The organism is Kutzneria chonburiensis (assembly GCF_028622115.1).
Taxonomy (GTDB): domain Bacteria; phylum Actinomycetota; class Actinomycetes; order Mycobacteriales; family Pseudonocardiaceae; genus Kutzneria; species Kutzneria chonburiensis.
The window spans coordinates 8830694-8851165 of sequence record NZ_CP097263.1; the positions used below are offsets into that span (position 1 = coordinate 8830694).

At 69.2% G+C, this 20472-nt stretch carries 16 protein-coding genes; 8 read left to right on the forward strand and 8 right to left on the reverse strand.

Annotation, left to right across the window (positions count from 1 at the left end; genetic code table 11):
* The first annotated feature begins 10 nt into the window (after positions 1-10).
* Positions 11-1201 (forward strand): helix-turn-helix domain-containing protein, encoded by a 1191-nt coding sequence (locus tag M3Q35_RS41020; protein ID WP_273937962.1) that lies wholly within the window; start codon positions 11-13, stop codon positions 1199-1201.
* On the opposite strand, the gene M3Q35_RS41025 is transcribed toward M3Q35_RS41020, so the two are convergent.
* Positions 1198-4038: an AfsR/SARP family transcriptional regulator gene (locus tag M3Q35_RS41025; RefSeq protein ID WP_273937963.1), complete on the reverse strand. Its 2841-nt coding sequence runs from the start codon at positions 4036-4038 to the stop codon at positions 1198-1200. The genes M3Q35_RS41020 and M3Q35_RS41025 overlap by 4 nt on opposite strands.
* Before the next feature lie 133 nt (positions 4039-4171).
* Here M3Q35_RS41025 and M3Q35_RS41030 point away from each other — a divergent pair, with 133 nt between their 5' ends.
* The 4 genes from M3Q35_RS41030 (at position 4172) to M3Q35_RS41045 (ending at position 7594) form a co-directional block, all read left to right on the forward strand.
* Positions 4172-4774 (forward strand): vWA domain-containing protein, encoded by a 603-nt coding sequence (locus M3Q35_RS41030; RefSeq protein ID WP_273937964.1) that lies wholly within the window; start codon positions 4172-4174, stop codon positions 4772-4774.
* A complete protein-coding gene (locus tag M3Q35_RS41035; protein WP_273937966.1) occupies positions 4771-5658 on the forward strand; it encodes a hypothetical protein in 888 nt (295 codons plus the stop codon). Before M3Q35_RS41030 ends, M3Q35_RS41035 begins: the two co-directional genes overlap by 4 nt.
* A gap of 106 nt (positions 5659-5764) precedes the next feature.
* Entirely contained in the window at positions 5765-6628 is an 864-nt protein-coding gene (locus tag M3Q35_RS41040; protein WP_273937967.1) for an exodeoxyribonuclease III, read from the forward strand.
* A gap of 81 nt (positions 6629-6709) precedes the next feature.
* Complete coding sequence (locus M3Q35_RS41045; RefSeq protein ID WP_273937968.1) at positions 6710-7594, forward strand: serine/threonine-protein kinase; 885 nt, start codon at positions 6710-6712, stop codon at positions 7592-7594.
* On the opposite strand, the gene M3Q35_RS41050 is transcribed toward M3Q35_RS41045, so the two are convergent.
* Positions 7572-8000, reverse strand: a complete 429-nt coding sequence (locus M3Q35_RS41050) for a RidA family protein (protein WP_273937969.1) — start codon at positions 7998-8000, stop codon at positions 7572-7574. The two genes, M3Q35_RS41045 and M3Q35_RS41050, sit on opposite strands and share 23 nt — an antisense overlap.
* A 99-nt stretch (positions 8001-8099) precedes the next feature.
* Between M3Q35_RS41050 and M3Q35_RS41055 the strand changes: the two genes are divergently transcribed.
* The 3 genes from M3Q35_RS41055 to M3Q35_RS41065 are packed head-to-tail and all read left to right on the forward strand — an operon-like array spanning position 8100 to position 14303.
* The gene (locus M3Q35_RS41055) at positions 8100-9023 is read left to right on the forward strand and encodes a GlxA family transcriptional regulator (protein ID WP_273937970.1); all 924 of its coding nucleotides are present in this window, start codon (positions 8100-8102) and stop codon (positions 9021-9023) included.
* A 37-nt stretch (positions 9024-9060) separates the two neighbouring features.
* A complete protein-coding gene (locus tag M3Q35_RS41060) occupies positions 9061-13758 on the forward strand; it encodes a hypothetical protein (RefSeq protein ID WP_273937971.1) in 4698 nt (1565 codons plus the stop codon).
* A 59-nt stretch (positions 13759-13817) separates the two neighbouring features.
* Complete coding sequence (locus M3Q35_RS41065; protein ID WP_273937972.1) at positions 13818-14303, forward strand: methylated-DNA--[protein]-cysteine S-methyltransferase; 486 nt, start codon at positions 13818-13820, stop codon at positions 14301-14303.
* Here the strand turns inward: M3Q35_RS41065 and M3Q35_RS41070 are convergent.
* From M3Q35_RS41070 to M3Q35_RS41095, 6 genes are all read right to left on the reverse strand, one after another.
* The gene (locus tag M3Q35_RS41070; RefSeq protein ID WP_273937973.1) at positions 14276-14905 is read right to left on the reverse strand and encodes a response regulator; all 630 of its coding nucleotides are present in this window, start codon (positions 14903-14905) and stop codon (positions 14276-14278) included. The genes M3Q35_RS41065 and M3Q35_RS41070 overlap by 28 nt on opposite strands.
* Positions 14902-15969 (reverse strand): sensor histidine kinase, encoded by a 1068-nt coding sequence (locus M3Q35_RS41075; protein WP_273937974.1) that lies wholly within the window; start codon positions 15967-15969, stop codon positions 14902-14904. Before M3Q35_RS41075 ends, M3Q35_RS41070 begins: the two co-directional genes overlap by 4 nt.
* Positions 15970-16103: 134 nt before the next feature.
* Positions 16104-16325, reverse strand: a complete 222-nt coding sequence (locus tag M3Q35_RS41080) for a hypothetical protein (RefSeq protein WP_273937975.1) — start codon at positions 16323-16325, stop codon at positions 16104-16106.
* A gap of 78 nt (positions 16326-16403) precedes the next feature.
* Positions 16404-18449, reverse strand: a complete 2046-nt coding sequence (locus M3Q35_RS41085; RefSeq protein ID WP_273937976.1) for an alcohol dehydrogenase catalytic domain-containing protein — start codon at positions 18447-18449, stop codon at positions 16404-16406.
* Positions 18446-20227 (reverse strand): M48 family metallopeptidase, encoded by a 1782-nt coding sequence (locus M3Q35_RS41090; protein ID WP_273937977.1) that lies wholly within the window; start codon positions 20225-20227, stop codon positions 18446-18448. Before M3Q35_RS41090 ends, M3Q35_RS41085 begins: the two co-directional genes overlap by 4 nt.
* Entirely contained in the window at positions 20224-20388 is a 165-nt protein-coding gene (locus M3Q35_RS41095) for a hypothetical protein (RefSeq protein ID WP_273937978.1), read from the reverse strand. Before M3Q35_RS41095 ends, M3Q35_RS41090 begins: the two co-directional genes overlap by 4 nt.
* Positions 20389-20472 lie beyond the last annotated feature (84 nt).

Below are 20472 nucleotides of genomic sequence, written 5' to 3' on the forward strand. Positions count from 1 at the left end.
GAGGCAACCCGTGACCGAATCGTTTGGTGCACAGCTGCGGGCGTGCCGTGACGCTGCCGGTATTTCGATGGGGGAACTGTCCCGGCGGGTCAACTACAGCAAGGGCTATCTCAGCAAGATCGAGAACGATCTGAAGCCGCCCAATCCGACCATGGCGAAACTGTGCGACGCGGTGCTGGGCGCGGACGGCCGGCTCATCGCGGCGGCCCGCGAGCGGCCGACACTGGACCGCCGGCAGGTGCTGGCGGCCGGCACGATGCTGGCGCTCACCGGCGGCCTGACGCTGGCCGGCGGCCCGAGGCCGATGCTGGACGACAGCGTCCTGGACGGCATGCGGGCCTCGTTCGAGAATCTGCGGGCGCTGGGCGCGCGCACCAGCCCGGTGGTGGTGCTGGAATCGCTGCGTGCCCAGGTTGGCACTGTGACCGCGCTGGCCGGCGAGAACCCGGAGCCGATCCGGTCGAGGTTGCTGCTGCTGGCCGGCAGGATCGCCGAGTACACCGGCTGGATGTGTCAGGAGGCCGGCGACGAGCCGGGTGCCCTTGCCTGGACCCGGCGGGCGTCGGAACTGGCGAAAGCCGGTGGCGACACCGAAATCGAGAGCTACGCCTTCGTCCGCGAGGCCGGCCTCGCCCTCTACCGGCACGATCCGGTGAGCACGATCGACCTGGCGCGGCAGGCCCAACGCGTCGGTAGCCCGACCGCGCGGACCTTGGGTCTGGCGCTACGCCGTGAGGCCCAGGGGCACGCACTGGCTGGCGATCGCCACGCCTGCGAGAGCGCGATGGACCGGGCCATGGAACTGCTCGCTCAGTCCACTGAGGACGATCGACGCTATCCGGTTCTCGGCTCAACCGCACCGGATCCGATCGGCCTGGCCCGCGGCTGGGCCCTGTGCGACCTCGGCCGCACCGGTGAGGCGGCCGAGGTCCTTGAGGTGGAACTGACCAGGCTGCCGGACATGTCCCGCCGCAACCGGGCCCGGTTCGGGGTTCGCCGCTCGCTGGCCCACGCGCTGGCCGGCGAGATCGACCAAAGCTGCCTGACCCTGGCCGACACCCTGGACGACGTCGCCCACGTGGACTCGGCCACGGTCCGGATGGACCTCCGCGACCTGGCCCGCACGCTGGGCCGCTGGCGCGGGCACCGCACGGTCCGGGAGCTCCATCCGTCGCTGAGCCGCGTGCTGCACGGGCACTAACGGCACGCGCACGACAGGGCGGCCCGCTCCGCGCGAACCAGATCTTCCTCCGGCAGCCCCAGATCGGCGAACTGTTGCTCGGCGTCACGCCAGTGCGTCACGGCGTTCGCGTGGTGGCCAAGGGCGTGCAAGGTTCGCGCGACACCACGGTTGGCATGAGCCTGATAGATCCGATTGCCCATGCCGGTCGCAAGGTCAAGGGCGGCCAGGAAGGCGCGGTGTGCGTCGGCGAGGCGCGCGTCGGCCAGCGCGGTGTCGCCGCGATCATGGTACAGCTGGGTTCGGAGATCGGCGTCGGCCACACCGGTTGCCACGGCCTTGGCGTGCTCCTGATAGCGCATTGCCTCGGCCAGGCGGCCTTGTCGGCGGTGGACGTTGCCGATGTTGTTCAGCGCATGGGCGGTGGCGCAGTCGTCGTGCACCTCGCGGGCTTGCTCGTACGCCTCGGTATGGCTGGTCATGGCCTCGGTCAGTAGCCCCAGTTCCTGTTGCACAGCACCGAGATTGTTCAACGAGTGGGCCAGGCCCGGCCCGTGGCCGATCTCTCGCAGCATGACAGCGGCCGCGTGTTGCTGCTCCAGTGCGGTTTCCTGTCGGCCACGGAGATGGTTGAGGTAGCCCAGCATGCTCAACGCGTGCGCCTGCCCGCGAACGTCGTCGCACTGTCGGTACTTCTCCAGCGCGGCAGCGAAATGCGTGATGGCCAGCTCGTGGTCGCCGAGCTCCATGGTGGGAATGGCGACAGCGCACAACGTGGCGGCCTCGCCCCGCACGTCGCCGAGTCGCTGCCAGTGCGGCAACGCCTGCTCGGCCAGCGCCCGCGCCTCGCTCACCTTGCCGACGCGGTCGTGCGCGGTGGCCAGTCTGAGCAGCACATGAGCTTGTCCGTAATCGCCGGTGGCGGCCTCGCGGGCCAGCCGCATGGTGCCCATCCAGTCCTCGAACTGGTTGGTTGTGTTGAAGTAACGCCAGATCAGCACGGCCAGCTGCCACGTGTGTTCCGGCAGGCCGTTGTTCGCGGCGTAGCGGATCGCGGCGACCAGGTTGCCTCGCTCGGCGGCGATCCACGCCACCGCTGTGTCGCCGGCGGCGAAGGTGGGCGCGGCGCTCGACTGTCTGTCCACGGTGGGCTGCTGGCCGAGCGGATAGCCGGCGGCCATGGCCCGGCCCAGTGCCACCAGGTAGTAGTCGAGCAGCCGCAACAATGCGTCCGATGTGGACTGTGGCTGGGCCGCGGCGAACTCCTTCAACGGATCCAGCATCTGATAGCGGTCCGGCGCGATCTCCTCCAGCAGGCACACCTCGTGCAGCGCGTCGAGCAGGAGTCGAACCAACGCGACATCGCGGTCGACGAGCGCCGCCGCGCCGGTCACGTGCAGATCCCCGGGGGCATGGCCGAACAGTCGAAACGTCGCCTGCTGCGCGGGATCCAGCTGCTGATACGACGCCTCGACCGCCGCGCCGCCGCTCAACCGCTGCACCAGGTGTTCCAGCGGCCACCGATCGTGCCGGCGGAACATCGCCGCCGCGACCTTGATGTCCACCGGCAGGTACCCGCACCGCTTGACCACCTCGGCGACCTCGGCCGTCTTGCCGCGAACCCGATGCGGGCTGGTCAGCACGCGGAACATGGCGACGGCGTCCTCCGGCGGCAGCGGCGAGAGCCGCACCGGCTCGCCGGTGTCCGGGTCGCCCATCCGCCGGCTGGTGACAATCGCGAAGCAGCCGTCCATCTGCGGCAGCAGCGGTCGGACCTGATCCGGCGAGAAAGCGTTGTCCAGCACCACCAAGCGCCGGGTGCCGTACAGCTCCTGCTGGTACCGAGCGGCCTTCGCGCTCTCCGTCGCAGGGATCTGCTCGGGCGGCACGCCGAACTCGACCAGCAGCCGGGTCAACGCCTCGGACGTGGTCATCGGCGGCACGTTGGGGGTGAACCCGTTCAGCGACAACAGGAACTGCCCATCGGGATGACGATCACGCAGCCGGTAGGCCGCCTCGATCGCCAGCCCGGTCTTGCCGGAACCGGGCGCCCCGCTGACCCACACCGCCGGCCCACCGGCGCCGATGATCGTGTCCAGCTCGGCGGCCCGGCCGGTGAACCCACCCGGCCGCGACGGCAGCGAGCCGGCCGGCTCGCCCTTTTCGGCCCGGGCCACCAGATTGCGCAGCTTGGGGCCGGCCTCCAGCCCGGAATCGGCCAAAGCGGCGGCGGCGTCCCGGAAAATGCGGATTGCCGCCACGTCGTCGCCGCCGGCCAGCAGCGCCCGCATGAGCAGCTCGGCGTGCTTCTGACGTGACGGGTCGACCTGCACCACCGGCCGCAGCCGGTCCCGCGCCGAGCGGTGATCACCGGCCGCCAGCTCCAACTCGGCCAGGTCGCCGACGGCGTCGAGGTAGGCGTCGTCCGGTGACACGACCGAGGCCCCGCCGACCCGGTCGATGTCGATGTCCTCGAGGAACGGTCCGTGGTGGAGCTCGACCGCCGCCCGCAGCAACGCGATCTGCTGGCGGGAATCGCTGGTACGCAACGATTCCTCGCGCAGGCGGTCGAAGCGCAGGGTGTCCAGCCGGTCCTCGTCGATCCGCAGCACGTAGCCGGTCGGCGTGGTCTCGATGGCCACGTCGTCGAAGTCCTGAAAGGTCTCTCGCAACCGCTTGATGTAGGTCCGGACCAGCGACCGGCGTTCCGCGTTGCCCGGCCACACCGTCTCGGTCAGCCGCTCCGGCGACACCGGTTTGTTGGCGTGCAACAGCAACACCACCAGGACGAAGCGCTGCTGCTGGTCACCGAGCGGCACGGGCACACCGTCGTGCCATGCCTCCAGTGGCCCCAGCATCCGAAACTCCACGCGGCCTCCCCGGCGTTCGAGCTTGCTGTCGGGGCAGTCACGGCGCAAGCGCCCGTCCGGGTGCCGGCCTGATCCCCGTTCCGTCCACGATCTTTCGACGTCGGCCCGACACGCTGCCGCGGTGGAAGCCGATGTGTTGCCCTGCTACGTGGTGTGCGATTTCTCGTCGTCCATGACCGACTACATCGGAGAGCTCGGCGCCGGGTTACGCGAGTTCCGGGCGGCGGCGCACGCGGATCCGGTTGCCGCGGCACGGATCCGGGTCTCGGTGATCGGCATGGCCCGGACGCCGTGGGTGCTCCAGCCCTTGCGCCAGGTGGTCGAAATTGTCGACGTCGCCGAGCAAAGTCCCTGTGCCGCAACCTTCTTCGGGCCTGTGTTCGATTTCCTCCATGCGCGCGTCGAGGAGGACGTGAACGCTCTCAACGACAACGGGCTAAGACCCCTTCGTCCGATCGTGTTCTTCGTGTCCGACGGCCGCCCGGCCGACGCCGCCGAGTGGCCGGCCGCGCACGCTCGGCTGACCCGGCCCGAGCTGGTCGCTTTCGGCGTGGGGGCGGCCGATCCGGACACTTTGACCCGGATCGGCACGGCCCGGGTGTTCCTCGGCGGTGTGCGGCTGGGGACCGCGCTGGCCGCCACGGTGCTGCATCCACGCCGTGTCCACTTCCGGTCCACTCGCCCGCCGGACGCTGTCCCGCGAATTCACGGGGAGGCAGGATGAACGGGCATCTGGATCTGGTGCGTGAGCTGAAGTCGCTGCGGAAGGGGCGCGGCGTGCACGCGGGCCGGATCGAGCACCGGATCGGGCCGGCGATCAGGGCCGCGTGCGAGATCGACAAGAGCGACGGGCCGGTGACGGTGCGGCGCAAGCTGACCACGCGGCTGACCGAGCTGATCCACCAGCTGCCGGCGGACCTGCGGCTGGCCACGCTGGTCGCGTTCGGGCTCGAACCCGAGGCCCGGCAGCCGCTCTACCAGCAGCGGATGCTGTGGGTGGCGGCGCGCATGGACCGTGACGAGCGGACGGTCCGCCGCCGTGTCGACGACGCCGTCAACCAGCTGGCCGAGCTGGCCGTGGTCCCGGGCGACCGGTCCGGCGGGTGGCGGACCGCCGAGCTGACCGTGGCCGTCGCGCTGGACCAGGACCGGCCGGAGGTGTTGGAGCAGCGACGGATCATCGCCGAGCAGGACGGCCTGCGCGAGCTGGAGCTGGTGGCGCCGCTGCCGCTGACCGAGACGGACGTGCAGGTCCTCTACGGCGGCACGCTCGTGCCGGCCGACGGCGGCTTCACCCTCACGCTGCCGGCGCCGGTGTCCAAGGAGGAGCGGCACGAGGTCGCGCTGCGGTTCCGGCTGCCGGCCCGGCAGGCGATGCCGTACCTGCTGTGCGTGCCGCGGCGGCCGTGCGAGCGGTTCGACCTGCGGGTGCGGTTCGACCGGGACCGCGAGCCGCCGACGGTGTTCGCGCTGCGCGGGGCGTCGCGGGAGGACCCGCTGCACGACGGCCACGAGCATCCGGTCGACCGGGCCGGGGAGATCCACGTGCGCTTCCACCAGCTGACTCCCGGCCTGGCCTACGGCGCGCGGTGGGAATGGCCGGCCTGACGGTTCGACTGCCACATGCGCTTCCCATGTGCGCCCTGGTGCCACATGGGAAGCGCATGTGGCACATCCAGGGGTGTTTGTCGGGGGTCGTGGTTACGGTGATGTGGTGCGAGTAGCGACGTGGAACGTGAACTCGGTGAAGCAGCGGCTGCCGAGGCTGCTGCCGTGGCTGGACGAGCGGCGGCCGGACGTGGTGTGCCTTCAGGAGACCAAGCTGTCCACGGAGGCGTTCACGGCGTTGCTCGGCGAGGAGCTGGCGCAGCGCGGGTACGAGATCGCCGTGGTGGGGGAGCAGCGGTGGAACGGGGTGGCCGTGCTGTCCCGGGTCGGCCTGGACGACGTGGTGGTCGGGATCGAGGGGGCGCCCGGCTTCCCGCACCAGGAGGCGAGGGCGATCGCCGCCACCTGTGGGGGCGTGCGCGTGCACTCGCTGTACGTGCCGAACGGGCGTGAGCCGGACTCCGACCACTATCGGTACAAGCTGGAGTGGCTGGCCGCGCTACGTGACGTAGTCGCCAAGGGACCGGCCGACGCGGTGCTGTGCGGCGACATCAACATCGCGCCAACGGATGCTGACGTGTTCGACCCGGCGGCGTTCGTGGGCCAGACGCACGTGACCCCGCCGGAACGCGCCGCCTTGCAGGCCCTGGTGGACCTGGGCCTGCACGACGTGGTCCGCGAGCGGTGGCCGACCGAACGGGTGTTCAGCTACTGGGACTACCGGGCCGGCATGTTCCACCAGGACCTGGGCATGCGCATCGACCTGGTGCTGGCCTCGGGTCCGGTGGCCGGCCGGGTGAAGGCGGCCTGGGTGGACCGGCATGCCCGCAAGGGCAGCGGCCCCAGCGACCACGCGCCGGTCATCGTCGACCTGGACGAGGCCCCGGACGGCGACATCGGGCCGGTCGTGCCGCCGCCGTCGGCCCGTGGCACCGGGAGGAAAGCGAGGCTGCCCCAGGCGAAGAAGTGATCCACATGTCACAACCCGAGTTCACTACGCCATTCGGCACCGTATCGTTATAAGCACTTGCCGAGTGGGGAGGTGAACCGGATGCGACAGCGCCCGTACGTGGCGTACCAGCCGTCGAGCCAGCCGCTGCCGAGCCGGTTCCAGGTCGACGGCCTGCTGGGGCGCGGCGTCGGCACGGAGGTGTACGACGCCTACGACGAGGAGCTGGACCGCCAGGTCGCGGTCAAGCTGTTCCCGGCCGACCTGGACGACGTCGCCTGCCGGCGGATCGCCGACGAGGCCCTCGCGCTGGACCGGGTCAACCACAAGCGCCTGGTCGCGGTGTACGACGGCGGCATCCACCAGGGGCGGCCGTACCTCGTGATGCAGCTGATCCGCGGCCTCAGCCTGAGCAAGCGCTTGCGCGAGGGCCCGATGCTGACCGCTGAGGCCGTGGTGCTGGTCGCGCTGCTGGCCGACGCCCTGGCCCACGTGCACGCCCAGGGCGTGGTGCACCGTGACGTGAAGCCGTCCAACATCCTGTTGGACGAGGAGGGCATGCCGCACCTGAGCGACTTCGGCATCGCCCTGCTGGCCGGGCAGTCCCGGGTGACCGCGGTGGACGAGGTCATCGGCACGCCGGCCTACCTGGCCCCGGAGCAGATCCTCAGCGGCGCGCTCGGGCCGGCCGTCGACGTCTACGCGCTGGGCCTGGTGCTGCTGGAGTGCATCACCGGCCACCGTGAGTACGACGGGCCCAACAAGCTCGACGCCGCGCTGCTCCGGCTCAGCCGCGACCCGCAGGTCCCGGAGGAGCTGCCGGGGCCGCTGGCCGGGCTGCTGCGGGCCATGACCGCCCGTGAGCCGGGCCGCCGGCCGACCGCCCAGCACTGTGTGAACATGCTGTCGGCGATGGTCGTCGAGGCGGCCGAGCCGGAGACCGAGACCCTCGCGATACCCCGGGCTATGCCTTGGCGATCAGCTTGATCTCGATCAGCTGCGGCGGCAGCGCCAGCCGGGTCACGCCGATGATCGTGCTGGCCACCTGCGGGTTCTCCGTGCCGTAGGCCGCCTTGCGGACCGGGCCGGCAGCCGCCATGCCGGCGTCCACGTCCAGCACGTAGATCACCTCCTCGACCACGTCGTCCAGCGACGCCCCGAAGCGGGCCAGCAGCGTCTTGGCGTTGGCGTAGGTCTGGGTCATCTGGTCGGCCATGTCGCCGAAATAGGTGATCCGGCCGTCCTCGTCGAGCGGCGCCGGCGCGACCATGTGCTCGCCGTCGTGGGAGAGCTGGCCGGACACGTAGATGGTGTCGCCGTGTCGCACCGCCTGCACGTATCCGTAGGCTTGTTCCCAGGAGACACCGAAACTCTCCACCTGCTTTGTCGTCATGGTGGTGACGGTAGGAGTCGCTGGAGACCACGGAACAGCGGAAACCGTGCCGTTGATGCCAAGGATCGTGCCAGCCCGAGGATTGTGGGGAGGTGTTGGATGGCCCGCCGGATCGCGATCCTGGTGCCGCCGCTGGTGAGCCCGCTGGACTACAGCATCGCCGCCAACATCCTCGGCGACCAGCCCGGCTACGAGCTGCTGTCGGCCGGCGATCCTGGGCCGGCCGGGCTGGTGGACGGTGTCGTGATCGTGCCGACCCATCCGCTCGACGCCGTCGACAGCGCCGATGTTGTTGTGGTGCCCGGGTTCGACGGCCCGTACGTGCGGCTGCCGCAGTCCTTCCTCGACGCCATCGCCCGCAGTTACGACCGTGGCGCGACCATCGTCGGCATCTGCACCGGCACGTTCGCCTTGGCCGCCAGCGGGATCACCGCCGACCGTCAGGTCACCACCCATTGGCGTTACGCCGCCGAGCTCCAGAAGTTGTTCCCGGACACCAAGGTCGTGGACAACGTGTTGTTCATCCAGGACGGCACCGTCCTCACCTCGGCCGGCGCCGGCGCGGCCATCGACCTCTGCCTGCACCTCATCCGTGAGGACTTCGGCGTCGACGCCTCCCAGGCCGCCAGCCGTGAGGCTGTCGCCTCGCCCGCCCGCCTCGGCCCGCAACCCCAGTACACCGACGTGCTTTCCCCGCCCAACGCCGATCTTGCCGCGACCCGCGAATGGGCCCTGTCCCGCTTGGCCCAGCCGCTCACCGTCGACGCCATGGCCCGTCATGCCGCCATGTCCCGCCGCACCTTCATCCGCCGCTTCAACGAGGAAACCGGCCTGCCGCCGATGAAGTGGCTTACACTCCAACGCATCCTCGTTGCCCGGCGCCTGCTGGAGACCACCGACTGGTCCGTCGACCGCATCGCCGGCGCCGCCGGCATGGGCTCCGCCGCCAACTTCCGCGTCATCTTCCGCCGGGAGACCGGTTCCCGGCCCAGCGACTACCGCCGCCTGCACCGCGCCGGGTGAGGATTGGTCGGTTTCAGGGCCGGATAGCATGAGCCGAGTGAGTGAGCAGCGTACCGTCGATGCCTATTCCGGCGGCGGCGGTGGCACGATACTGGAACACCGGTATGCCACGATATTGCTGGCGCAACTGCTGCTCGGCGACCCGATCCCCATGCTGGGGGACACTGTTTCACCGGTGCAGATCACGTTCCAGCGACCCGACGTGAGCACCGTCGACGACATCATCGTGACTGGCGAGTTGCCGGGCGGCCGGCGCCGAATGCTCTCGATCGGCGTCCGGCGAGCTCCGAGTTTTGTGCCCAGCGACGAGAAGACGATGGCACTGCTCGGTTCCTATCTCGCTGTCGTGCATGAGCACTGGGCGGAGATCGAGGACGATCGGTGGCGTCTTGGCCTCGTCGTCGCCAGCCACAACACCGACCTGCGGCAGTTGGCCGAGCTGTCCGTCCTCGCCCGCAACATGCCGGACCACCAGGAATTCCGCGCGGTGCGGCTCAAGAAGACCAAGCTGCGCAACCGACTGGCTCAGCTCGACAAGATGGTCGCAAAGGCGGTTGGATCCATCGAGACCACGGTGCCTGTGGAGGAGCTGACCTGGCGCCTGTTGTTTGCGCTGTGGCCGTTGGAAAGCTATCTGGAGGGCATCGAGCAGCACGATCGGACGGCCATGGTCGGTCGGCTCCGGACCATCTCCCCGCAGGGGAGTCTGAGTGCGGCCAACCAGGTCCTCGATCAACTGTTCACGCTGGCCTGCGCGTATGTGAAAGGCGGCGCCGTAGTCACCGCGGTCATGTTGCGTCGGAGGCTGGGCGACCTGCTCGAGGATGGTCCGTCCCGGCACAGACAGGGATGGTCGGTGCTGCGGCGGCTCTCGACCCAGTTGCGTGATCACACCCGCGCGCAGTTGACCACGGCTGAGCGAACCCTCGAGATCGATCGCGAGGCAGCCAGGAAGGACCTCGGCGTGGCGCTGACCGAAGCCGGCACCAGTGCCGGCACGATGATCGTCACGGGCGACCCGGATGTCGGAAAATCAGCGTTGACGCTGCGGGTGGTCGAGGAGTTGCGGTTCGCCGGGGCCGGCGTCGCCGCCCTTAGCCTGCGTCATCTGCCGGAGACGATGGTCGAGTTGGAGGCGCTGCTCGGCTCCGGGCTGGTAGATGTGCTGGCCGAGACCTCAGCCGAGGTCCGTCTGCTGGTGATCGACGGCGCCGAGGCCGCGGTGGAGGGCCGGGAGGTGATGCTGACCGATCTCGCGATCGCGTCGCTACGCGCCGGTCTTGGCGTCGCAGCGGTCACCCGTTTGGATGGACTGACCGACGTTGCCCGGTGCCTGATGGCGGCCCGACGTGCGGCTGGTCTGGATGGAGCTAGGCCCGTTGAGCACGTAGTGCATGCCTTGGGTGAGAACGAGATCTGCCAGCTCACGGACGCGTTCGCTGGGCTGACCCGGTTCGCCGACGACCCGAGATCGACCTGGGTGCTGGGCCGTCCCGGTCTCGTGGATCTTGTCCTCCGTGCCGGCGTCGCCTCCGCGCTGCCCGACCGGGCCCTGTCCGAAGCCGACGTGTTCGTAGCGATCTGGCATGGCTTGGTGCGGCGGTCGACCGCCTGTTCGCCGGACTCACGTGAACAAACCTTGCTGACATTGGCCCGCCGGGAGCTGTTGCCCGGCGCGGTTCGCACCATTTCTGTCGACCCGTCGTCCTTGCCCTCGCTCCGTTCCGACGGCCTTCTGCCGCCCGCAGCGCCGACCTACGCATGGCATCGCGGCCCTGTCTTCGCCGGCGACCTGATCCGTGACCTGGCCGCCGCTAAACTGCTTCTGGTCGAAGGCATGTCCTTGATCGCCGGCGCCGAGGCACCCCGCTGGCTCCTGCGAGCCGCCCGCCTCGCTTGCCAGGTCGTATTGGCTGACTCCGTCTCCGCCTGCCTTCTGTTGGCCCAGGCGTTCACCGAGATCGCCGCGCAGTACGGCCAACGCTGGGCCGAACTTCCCTTCGAGGCGTTGCTGACCCTCGGCACCGCCGAGGCCGACCTTTCCGCGATCTGGCCAGCGCTGAGCACCGAGCAGCGCGTGACCCTGCTCCGCATCGCCGTACAGCGTTACAGTGTCGGCGTCCTGGGAGACACGACGTTGCAGGCTCCGCTGGTCAAGCTGGCCCTGTGCGAAGAACCCATCCCCAGCCTTGACGAAGGCGGTCGGCTGGTCATCGACTACGAAGTCGAGAAGCTCGTCATAGCGTGGTTGCGGGGAGCAGCGGAGGATCTGCGTGATGCACATCCGTTGCGCCAGCAGGTTCGCGATGTCCTGCTCGCCGCGCGGCCGACCACCAAGGATTCGTTTGCGGTGCGGGTGTTTGCATTGCTTGGCCCCGACCTCGACGATCGGGCTGAGGCATTCCTACGGCAGGCACTGGCGCAGGACACTTGGCATCTAATGTCGATGATGGACTGCTCAGAGGCCTTGTGGTCTATGGCGCACAACCGGTTCGACGTCTTGTTCGACATCACCGAGGCCTACTATCTCGATCGGTCGCCGATCGATTGTGAGGCTCTCGCGGCGTTGTCCAGTGTGGACGGGCAGCGGACCACTCCGCTGATACAGCGGCTGTTGAATGAGAAGAGCCAGCACGGCGCCTCGGACGCGGTGATGGTGGAGTTTCCGGACGGCTCGTCCCGGCTCTGCCATGGGAACATCTTTACCTGGGGTGCATACGCGGACCATCGCTCCAACCGTGGTCTGTACTGTGATGGGCTGTTCGCGCTGCGCTGGTTCGCTGAGGACCTACTCGGATCAGATACTCCGTTGAGTGACGTCGTGGATATCCTGGTTCGTGGTTGTGGGAACCTTGCCGTGCCGAGGCTCGTCATCCAGTTGCTGATGAACAACCTTGAAACGGTGACGTCGGAGTTCGACTGCTGGCTAGCGCAGCCGGCGTTGTGGGCCATGGAGCACGAACATCGTCGACTTGGCCTTGGTCGGTCGGACACCGGCCACAGCTTGGAGATGGTCGCGGCCATCCTTGTCACCGATGCCATCAGTCGGGGCGATCAACGACGCTTGGGCGCGCTGGCGAGCGTCGCGTCGGAGCTGAGTCGCCAGGTGCAGGAGTCGGACGCCGACTACACCGTGGCAACGCATGGAGACCGGTGGGTGGAGCTGTTGAGCGCCGACAGTTATCGCCTGAACTGGGAGAACGGTGTTGTCACGTCGGTCGATTTCTTGCCCGCCGCCCGCCGACTTGAAGCCCAGGCCGATCATCCGATCGAGGACGTTGATCCTGGTCAGGTAGTGAGGAAGAGGCTGTCCGGGTTGATGTTCAAGTACACCGGTCTTGTGTTGAGGTACGCCAGATTTCGTGTGAAAACACTGCCAGACCTGGCTTGCGACCTGGCATTCGCGCGCAGCGTCTCGGATGCGCAGTGGCTCGATCGATCGGAGCATCACTACCTCGACGATGTGGCCACCGCTGCCGTTATCTATCATGGCCACGGCCATGCTGATCTGAGCCTTGACGATGTGCTCTGGGCTGCCGACCGTCTCGTGTCCAAGGCCCTTGATGGTCACGATGGCAGTGGGTTTGGCCTTGATGAACAGTCCGGTGTTGCGCTTGTTGCCCTGTTGCTACCGTCCTTTGCTGTGGTTGAACTCGATCGGGAGCGGTTGGAAGAGGCTCTGGTTGTAAAGGCTGCGAGTATCCTGAATGGGCTTGATTACGCGTTTGGGTGCACTCTTAAGTCGCTGTGGGAGGCGCCTTGTTTCGAACTGTGTGCGACACCGCGCTGTGCTCATGAAATCGTGTGGCGGGTCATCGAGAACTTTATGCACAGCCAGGGTTGGTCGTCGTTGACCGGATCGATTGCGGCGTGTCTCGATGCGGTTCGCTGCGGTAGCTGTGTTGCGGCGAGAATCGAACCTCGGCTCGATGTTTTCCTCAGTTCTTACCGGGAAGAGGTCAACGGTCGGTTGGGTGCGGGGAGATCCTTCTACCATTCTGGCGAGGGAGAATTTTGCCGTTCCCTCGTGCGGGCGTTGTTCGCGACGGCCGCCGCTGGGGACGAGCGGCGGATGGTCGAGCACATTCAAGGGTTGGCGGACAACCTATGGGAACTCGGGGCCTTCCTGCGTGACCTGGCTTGTGAGGCCACTGACTCCGAACTGTATCGGGCGTTGCCGGCAGTGTGGCCGGTAGTCATGGAATCCGTCCTGGACCTTGACATCCCCACTGACAGCGACGACTACCGCATGGCTGTGGCCGCGCTCGTGCCCGAGCCGCGAGTGTCCAGGGCCGATCCGCTGATGCAAATCAAGCCATCGATCGAAATGCAGCCCCTCTACGACGCTCTCGGCGTCAAGCGTGAGGATCCGGACGACATCATCGCGGCGGCCGCGTGCCGCTGGATCGCACCCGAGGCGCTGACGCATCTGATCGACCGCTGGATACCGCTGGTCAGCGGCGAAGGCATCGCGGTCGACCTGCTCATCGGCCTGGTCCGGACAGCACCGCTCCCGTGGCAGACGACCACGGGACTGCGGTGGGTGGAGCGCATGATCGGCCCGAGCATGACCAAATGGAATCTGATGTCGCAGCGGCTGGTGTCGTGGCTCCGGGAGATCCATGCCGCCGGCCACCTTGACACAGCGGACACGGCTGTCCTGTGCCGGATAGTGGACGCCAGGGCGGCCGCCGGTTCGGAGGGCGCGCTGGCTTTCCAACGCGAACTGGAGTGACGGATGGTGATGTCTGATTCCCGCCAGCCATCGCTCGTGGCCGAGGCCATGCTTGGGGCATGAAGACGATCGTGGACAGCCCCGTCGGGGCATTGACTCTCGTCGGTGAGGACGGCGTGCTCACCGGCCTGTACATGGAGAACCAGCGGCACCGGCCGGCCGAGGAGCGGTTCGGGGCGACCGACAGCGGCCGGTTCGGGGCGGTGATCGAGCAGCTCGAGGCGTACTTCGCCGGCGAGCTCGACACGTTCGACCTGCCGTTGGCCTTGCACGGCACGGACTTCCAGCGCACGGTCTGGTCGGCGCTGCTGGAGATCCCTTACGGGGAAACGGTGTCGTACGGCGAGCTGGCCGAGCGGATCGGCAAGCCGAGCGCGGCCCGTGCGGTCGGCCTGGCCAACGGCAAGAACCCCATCGGCATCATCGTGCCGTGCCACCGCGTGGTGGGTGCGGGCGGCGGCCTGACCGGCTACGGCGGCGGCCTTGACCGCAAGCAGTTCCTGCTGGCCTTCGAGGCTCAGGGCGCGACGATGCCGCTGCTGTAGGCGTAGCGGATGGCCTCGGGGCGGGTACGGACGCCGATCTTGGCGAACAGGTTGTTGATGTGGGTTTTGACGGTGGTCTCGCCGATGAACAGGGCGGCGGCGATGTCGGCGTTCGCCAGGCCGCGGGCGATGAGCGTGAGCACCTCGGCCTCGCGGGCGGTGAGACCGGCGGGTGGGGGAGTGGGCGAAGCCAGGGCGGCGACGAGGCGCTGGGAAACGGTGGCGTCGAAAGTGGACTGTCCGGCGGCGACGGCCCGTAGGGCGGCGGTGATCTCGGCGCGGCCGGCGTCCTTGGTGAGGTAGCCGCGAGCGCCGGCCTGTAGCGCGGTGGTGATGGACTCGTCGTCGGAGTAGGTGGTGAGCACGACCACGGCGACGGACGGGTGGGCGGCGGTGATGCGGCGGGTGGCTTCGACGCCGTCCATCACCGGCATCCGAAGATCCATCAGCACGACGTCGGCCGGCACGGAATCCAGTAGCGCCAAGGCATCGGCGCCGGTGCCGGCGTCGCCGACGACCTGGACGTCGTCGACCAGCGACAGCAGGGCGACCAGCCCCTCCCGCATCACCAGCTGGTCGTCGACCACGATGACCCTGATCATTCCGGCACCTCGGCGGTCACCAGCCAGCCCTCTCCCGATCGCCCGGCGGTCAGCGTGCCGCCGACCAGCTCGATCCGTTCCCGCATCCCGGTCAGCCCGTGTCCGGGCGCGGCCGACTCCGAGACAGAAGCGTTGTACACGGTCAAAGTGACGCCGGCACCGTAGTCGAGCACGACGGAGACGGCGGAACCCGGGGCGTGCTTGAAGGCGTTGGTCAACGCCTCCCGAGCGGTCCTCAGCAATGCCACCGTGGTGCCGGCGGCCAGTGGCCGGACGGTGCCGGTGACGGCGTAGTCGACCTCCAGCCCCCGATCCCGCCGGCCGTCGGCGACGAGTCGGGCCAACGCCTCGGGCAAAGACACGACGTCGTCACGCAGCGCGGCGACGGCCCGCCGGGCCTCGTCCAGACCCTCGTGCGCCAGCAGACGGGCCCGCTGTACGCGCAGCAGCCCACCGTCCAGATCACGTTTATCGGCCAGCAAAGCCTCGGCGACCTCCAGCTGAACGCCCAGCGCGCCAAGGGAATGGGCCAGCACGTCGTGCATCTCACGGGCAATCCGCGCCCGCTCGTCCAACGCCGCGTACGACGCGAGCAGCCGGGCCTGCATCTGGTGCTGCCGCGCGCTGAGCCCGACCAACCCCATGATCACCAGCACGGCGAAGTCGCCGACCGCGGACACAGCGCCCTGCAACCACAAGGCGCCGCCAACCCCGAGCACGAACGCCACCCCGAGCAGCCCGGCCAGCACCGGGGACGACAGCCGGGGCAGCGAACTCGTGACGACCAGCGCCACGCAGCTCAGCAGCACCGGCGTGCCGTCGGGCGCGGGTCCGATGGCCGTCACCGACAGCAGCAGACAGGCCAGCAGCAACACGGTGCCGGTCCGCGGCAGACGTCGGTCGAGCAGCACGAAGCCGAGCCAGCAGGCCAGGCTCACCCCGTACAGCACCCACAGCCAGCCCGGCGTCGGCCGCTGCACGGTGGCCAGCGTGATCACGAACACCGCGGTCCCGACCAGGCCGACCACCAGCCACAGCGGGCCGATCCGATCGAGCAGTCGCACGAGCATCAGGCTGCCATGTCAGCGGCCGGTCCGCCGCCAGATCAGCGCGAGCACGAAGGCCAGCATGATCAGCAGGACCACGCCGCCGCCGATCATCAGGAACCGGATCAGCAGGAAGTGCAGCACCTCGCCCATCAGCGGCGCTCCTTGACCACGCGCTCGACGACCATGTTCGTGAGCCCGCCTCGGCGACGGGCGGACTCGCGGATCATGGGCTCGACCACGGCCCGTGCCCTGTCGAGCTTGCCCATTCGACGCAGGATCATGGCCACCGCGAAAAGAGCTAGCAGTGCTAGCGCTATGACGCCGCCGATCATGGCGAACCGGATCGCGAGGTATCCCAGGTATGTCTCCATGGCCGGGACGCTACGGAGAAACCGGGGTGGACCAGCACCTCCCGGCGGTGGAGATCGGGGTGGACCGCGTCTCCACCCTCACGGCCTGAGCAGTATCCGGACGGGGTTGCCGTCGTGCTCGCGCAGCCGGCGGATGCCCTCCTCGAACTCCTCGAGCGGCAGCACGGCGCTGACCGACGCCGACAGGTCGAGCCGGCCGCGGGACACCAGTTCGACCAGGTCGGCGAGGTGTTTCATCTTGTAGCCGAGGTGCCCGATCACGGCATGCCGGCGGCCGAGGAACACACCCTCGCGGCCGAGATCGATGGTGTCGGCGCTGATGCCGACCAGCACGACCTTGCCGCGCAGGCCGAGCGCGCCGTTGGCCTGGGCGATGGTGGACGCGCGGCCGACGCAGTCGAAGGCCACCCGCAGCCCGCGGCCGTCGGTGATCTCCATGATCCGCTTCGGGGTGTCCGGGTCCAGCGGGTCCAGCGCGAAGTCGGCGCCGAGCGAGAGCGCCCGTTCGCGCACGCCGGGCACCGGGTCCAGGCCGATGATCGGCGACGCGCCGGCGAGCCGGGCCAGCTGCACCAGATGCGTGCCGATGCCGCCGAGCCCCCACACCGCCACCGAGTCGGCCATCCGCAGGTCGGCGGTCTCGATCGCGCCGTACGGGGTGGAGACGGCGTCGGCCAGCACGGCCGCCTGCTCCATCGGCACGCCGTCCGGCACGGAGATCAGCGACACGCCCGGCGTGACGACGTACTCGGCCCACGCGCCGTCGTAGGCGAAGGCCATGACCTCCAAGGCCTCGCAGTCGTCGATCGTGCCGCCGAACAGGCACGACCGGCAGTCCCCGCAGGCCCGCCCGGCGGCGATCACCACGCGGTCGCCGACCTGCCAGTGCCGCACGTCGCTGCCCACCGCCGCGACCGTGCCGGACGCCTCGTGCCCAGGCGTGATCGACGGCAGCTGGGCCGGGATGTAGCCGTCGAACTGGCTGAGGTCGGAGTGGCAGATGCCGCACGCCGCGACCTTGACCACCACCTCGCGCGGCCCCGGCCTCGGCACCGGCACGGTCTCCAGGCTCAGCTTCCCGGACTCGGCGTGGAAGCGCACGGCGCGCATGGTCTCCGGCAGGCTCATGGCTTGACGACCTCGTTCCAGTGAATTTCGTGCTCGTACAGCCAGGCCCGCACCTCGGGTCGGGCGTTGGCCTCGGCCTCCTCGGGCGTGCGCACCGGCTTGGCCACGAACTCGGCCAGCCGCTTCACCCGTGGAGCGCGAATCCGTGGTGGCGCTCAGGTGGGCGGCATCGCCGACCAGCACCATGCGTTCGTTGTGCCAGCGCGGCAGTTGCTCGGGCAGGTGGTGGATCTCCGTGGCCTGCACCTTCTCCTGTTCAGCGCCCACGACCCGGCGCGGCACCTCGCCGGGCGCGTCGGCGAACTGCGCGGCCAGCGCCTTCAGCCAGGGCACCTCCGACTCGCCGCCGGGCAGGCCCGCGCCCCAGAAGGTCTCGTTGTCCGGCGAGGTCACGTAGACCAGGCCGCAGGCCACCAGCCGGCACGTCTCGGGCACGGTCGGGATCGACGGGTCGCGGCTGTAGCCGTAGACCAGGGTCAGGCCGGTGGCCCGCGGCTGCGGGGCGTCCGGGTCGATCAGGTTGCGGGTGGTTGACCAGACGCCGTCCGCCCCGACCAGGAAGTCGCCCTCGGCGGTGGTGCCGTCGGCGAAGGTGGCCACGACCCGGTCGGTGATCTCGGCGCTGACCAAGCGCTTGCCGTGCTCGATCTTTCCGCCCCGGCGGAGCAGTTCTTCTTGCAGCGCAAGGTAAATGTCGGCGCGCTTGAGCGTGCGCGGGGCGTGGGTCCGGCCCATCGGACCGCTGGCGTAGACGGTGTCGGCCGGGTCCAGATATTCCACGTTCGGCGTGGGGAAGGACCAGTCGATCACGGCCTGTTCGGCGTCGATGGCCCGCAGCGCGTCGATGCCGTTGGGCATCACCAGCAGGAATGCTCCAACGTCGTCCCCTCCGGTCGGATACGCCTCGTACACGGTCGAAGTCACACCGGCCTTGCCCAGCGCGATGGCGGCGCTCGCGCCGGCGATGCCGCCGCCGATGATCAGTGCGTGGGTCATGGATTCCCGTCTGTGGTGGGCGGAGCCGGCTTGGGGAACAAGGTCGGGTACTGGCCCGGGGGCAGCTGGAAGTGGATGGTCGGCTGAGTGCGGGTGGCCGGCGGGGTGTAGGTCGGCAGCACGGTGGTGCCGGTGACCGGGCGTTGCGTTGGCTGGTCGGTGAGCACGAAGATGGCGACGGCGGCGACCAGCGCGGCGACGGAGAGCGAGAACAGGGCGGCCTTGCGGGCGTTGTCCCGTACCCGCGGCGGGGTGTCGACGACGGCGCTGGTGGACTGCTCGGGCTCGGCGGCGAGGTGGCGCTTCGGGTCGATCCGAAGTGACGCGAGGTGCGTGCGCAGGGGATCGACGCCGGAGCGGCTGTCGACAGCCTCGAAAACCACACCGTTCAGTTCAGTGAAGGGCACCCGGTGCACGCCGTCCGCTCGCAACTCGGTGACGACGAGCTCGCTCGGACCGGTCCACGACAATCGCCAGCTCGCCCGGCCTGCCTCGACCAGGTAGTGCCCGACCAGGGCATGCAGGGCCTCGCACAGCCGAGCCGTGGCCCGATGCCGGTCCTCGCGGTCGAAACGGGCCGACAGCGCCTCGGTATCGCCGGATTCCAGCAGGTCGAGCACGGTGGCCAGGGTGGCGTCGGGCCCGTCGAGCAGCAATCGGGCCGCGGCCAGCGGCGCCGTCTGCCGGGCGGCCTGGTCCAGCCACCGGGCGGCCGGCAATGCATCGAAATCGTGGCTTGGTAGCAGGTGCCGCAGCAGCGCCGGCCTGGGATAACTCCAGGTCGACGGCTCGTGCTGGCGAGCCGGGACCTCGGCCGTCATGGCGGCCAGCCGGGCCAGCCGGTCGGTCATGGCGGGATGGCCGGCGTACGGGCTGCGTTGTGCCGGCTCCGGATCGGTGACCTCGGCCGGCCGCTCGGCCAGCATCAAGGCGAACATGGCCAGCGGATCCTCGGGCGCATAGCCGGCGGCGGCGGTCTGGGACAGGCACTGGTTCAGGAAGACCTGCCAACGGGCGTCGATGCCGGCCAGCGACCGCAGCGCCTGGGCGATGGCCGTCGGCCCGGCGATACGGGCGGCGACGGCGTCGGCCTCGAACTCCTGCTGCCGCCGCACCGCGAACGAAACTCGTGAGTACAGATGGCCGTAGGCCTTGACGACGTGGAACAGCAGGCGCGCCGGGCCGTAGCGGAACGCCGCGGTGTCGGCGAGGTTGTCCCGCAATCGATCCAGCGCCCGGTGGCCGCGGTACACGACCAGGGCACCCCGGGTCGGCCGACGCAAGTAATGCCCGAATTCGTGGCCCAGCAGCGCACGGAGCTCGTTGGCCGACAGCGCGGCCAAGAGCGGCAGGCCCAGCACGAGACGGCGGCGACCGGGCAGCAGACCTAGCAGTCGCGCGTCCTCGCTGACCGAGGCGTTGACCTGGCCGCTGAGCCGCAGCTCGTCCGGCGGACGGAGGCCGGCCTCGGCCGCCACCTGCCGTACGAACGCCCACAGCTCCGGCGCCTCTTCCTCGTCCACCAGCACGGAGTCGGCGTCCGAGCCGGCTTTGCCGGCCGACACCAGGCCGCCCAGCACGACCACCATCGCGGCGACGCTGCCGATCACGCCGAACAGCACGGGGTAGGGATCACCCTGGACCGTGCCCTGGAGGTGGTCCTGTACTGACGACGCGCACACCACCGCCAACGCACCGGAAACGGCGATGGCCAGCAGGGCGAGCAGGTAGACGCCGAACAGCAGGACGATCGCCAGCACCGCGCGCAGTCTGATCATCCGCGCCACCAATGGCGCTGTGGTTGCGCCACGCCATCCGCGGCGGCCCGCACCTCACGGCTGGCGAACGCCTCGGCGTCAGCGCGGTTGCCACACAGCAGCGCGGCGCGGGCCGTCTGCCGGGGACGGGACGTCCGGAAGAAGTGCTCGAAGTCGCTCATTCGCCCTCCCCCAAGCGATTGCCAGCCAGTTCCCGCTGTTGTCGCACCCGACCGCTCGCCACGACCGGGCCAGCAGTCGCGCCC

Excerpts from the sequence above, each read along its gene's own strand:
- M3Q35_RS41045 (WP_273937968.1), top strand. The coding sequence starts at position 6,710 with ATGCGACAGCGCCCGTACGTGGCGTACCAGCCGTCGAGCCAGCCGCTG.
- M3Q35_RS41025 (WP_273937963.1), bottom strand. The coding sequence starts at position 4,038 with ATGCTGGGGCCACTGGAGGCATGGCACGACGGTGTGCCCGTGCCGCTC.
- M3Q35_RS41085 (WP_273937976.1), bottom strand. The coding sequence starts at position 18,449 with ATGACCCACGCACTGATCATCGGCGGCGGCATCGCCGGCGCGAGCGCC.
- M3Q35_RS41095 (WP_273937978.1), bottom strand. The coding sequence starts at position 20,388 with ATGAGCGACTTCGAGCACTTCTTCCGGACGTCCCGTCCCCGGCAGACG.
- M3Q35_RS41035 (WP_273937966.1), top strand. The coding sequence starts at position 4,771 with ATGAACGGGCATCTGGATCTGGTGCGTGAGCTGAAGTCGCTGCGGAAG.
- M3Q35_RS41090 (WP_273937977.1), bottom strand. The coding sequence starts at position 20,227 with ATGATCAGACTGCGCGCGGTGCTGGCGATCGTCCTGCTGTTCGGCGTC.
- M3Q35_RS41065 (WP_273937972.1), top strand. The coding sequence starts at position 13,818 with ATGAAGACGATCGTGGACAGCCCCGTCGGGGCATTGACTCTCGTCGGT.
- M3Q35_RS41070 (WP_273937973.1), bottom strand. The coding sequence starts at position 14,905 with ATGATCAGGGTCATCGTGGTCGACGACCAGCTGGTGATGCGGGAGGGG.
- M3Q35_RS41050 (WP_273937969.1), bottom strand. The coding sequence starts at position 8,000 with ATGACGACAAAGCAGGTGGAGAGTTTCGGTGTCTCCTGGGAACAAGCC.
- M3Q35_RS41080 (WP_273937975.1), bottom strand. The coding sequence starts at position 16,325 with ATGGAGACATACCTGGGATACCTCGCGATCCGGTTCGCCATGATCGGC.
- M3Q35_RS41055 (WP_273937970.1), top strand. The coding sequence starts at position 8,100 with ATGGCCCGCCGGATCGCGATCCTGGTGCCGCCGCTGGTGAGCCCGCTG.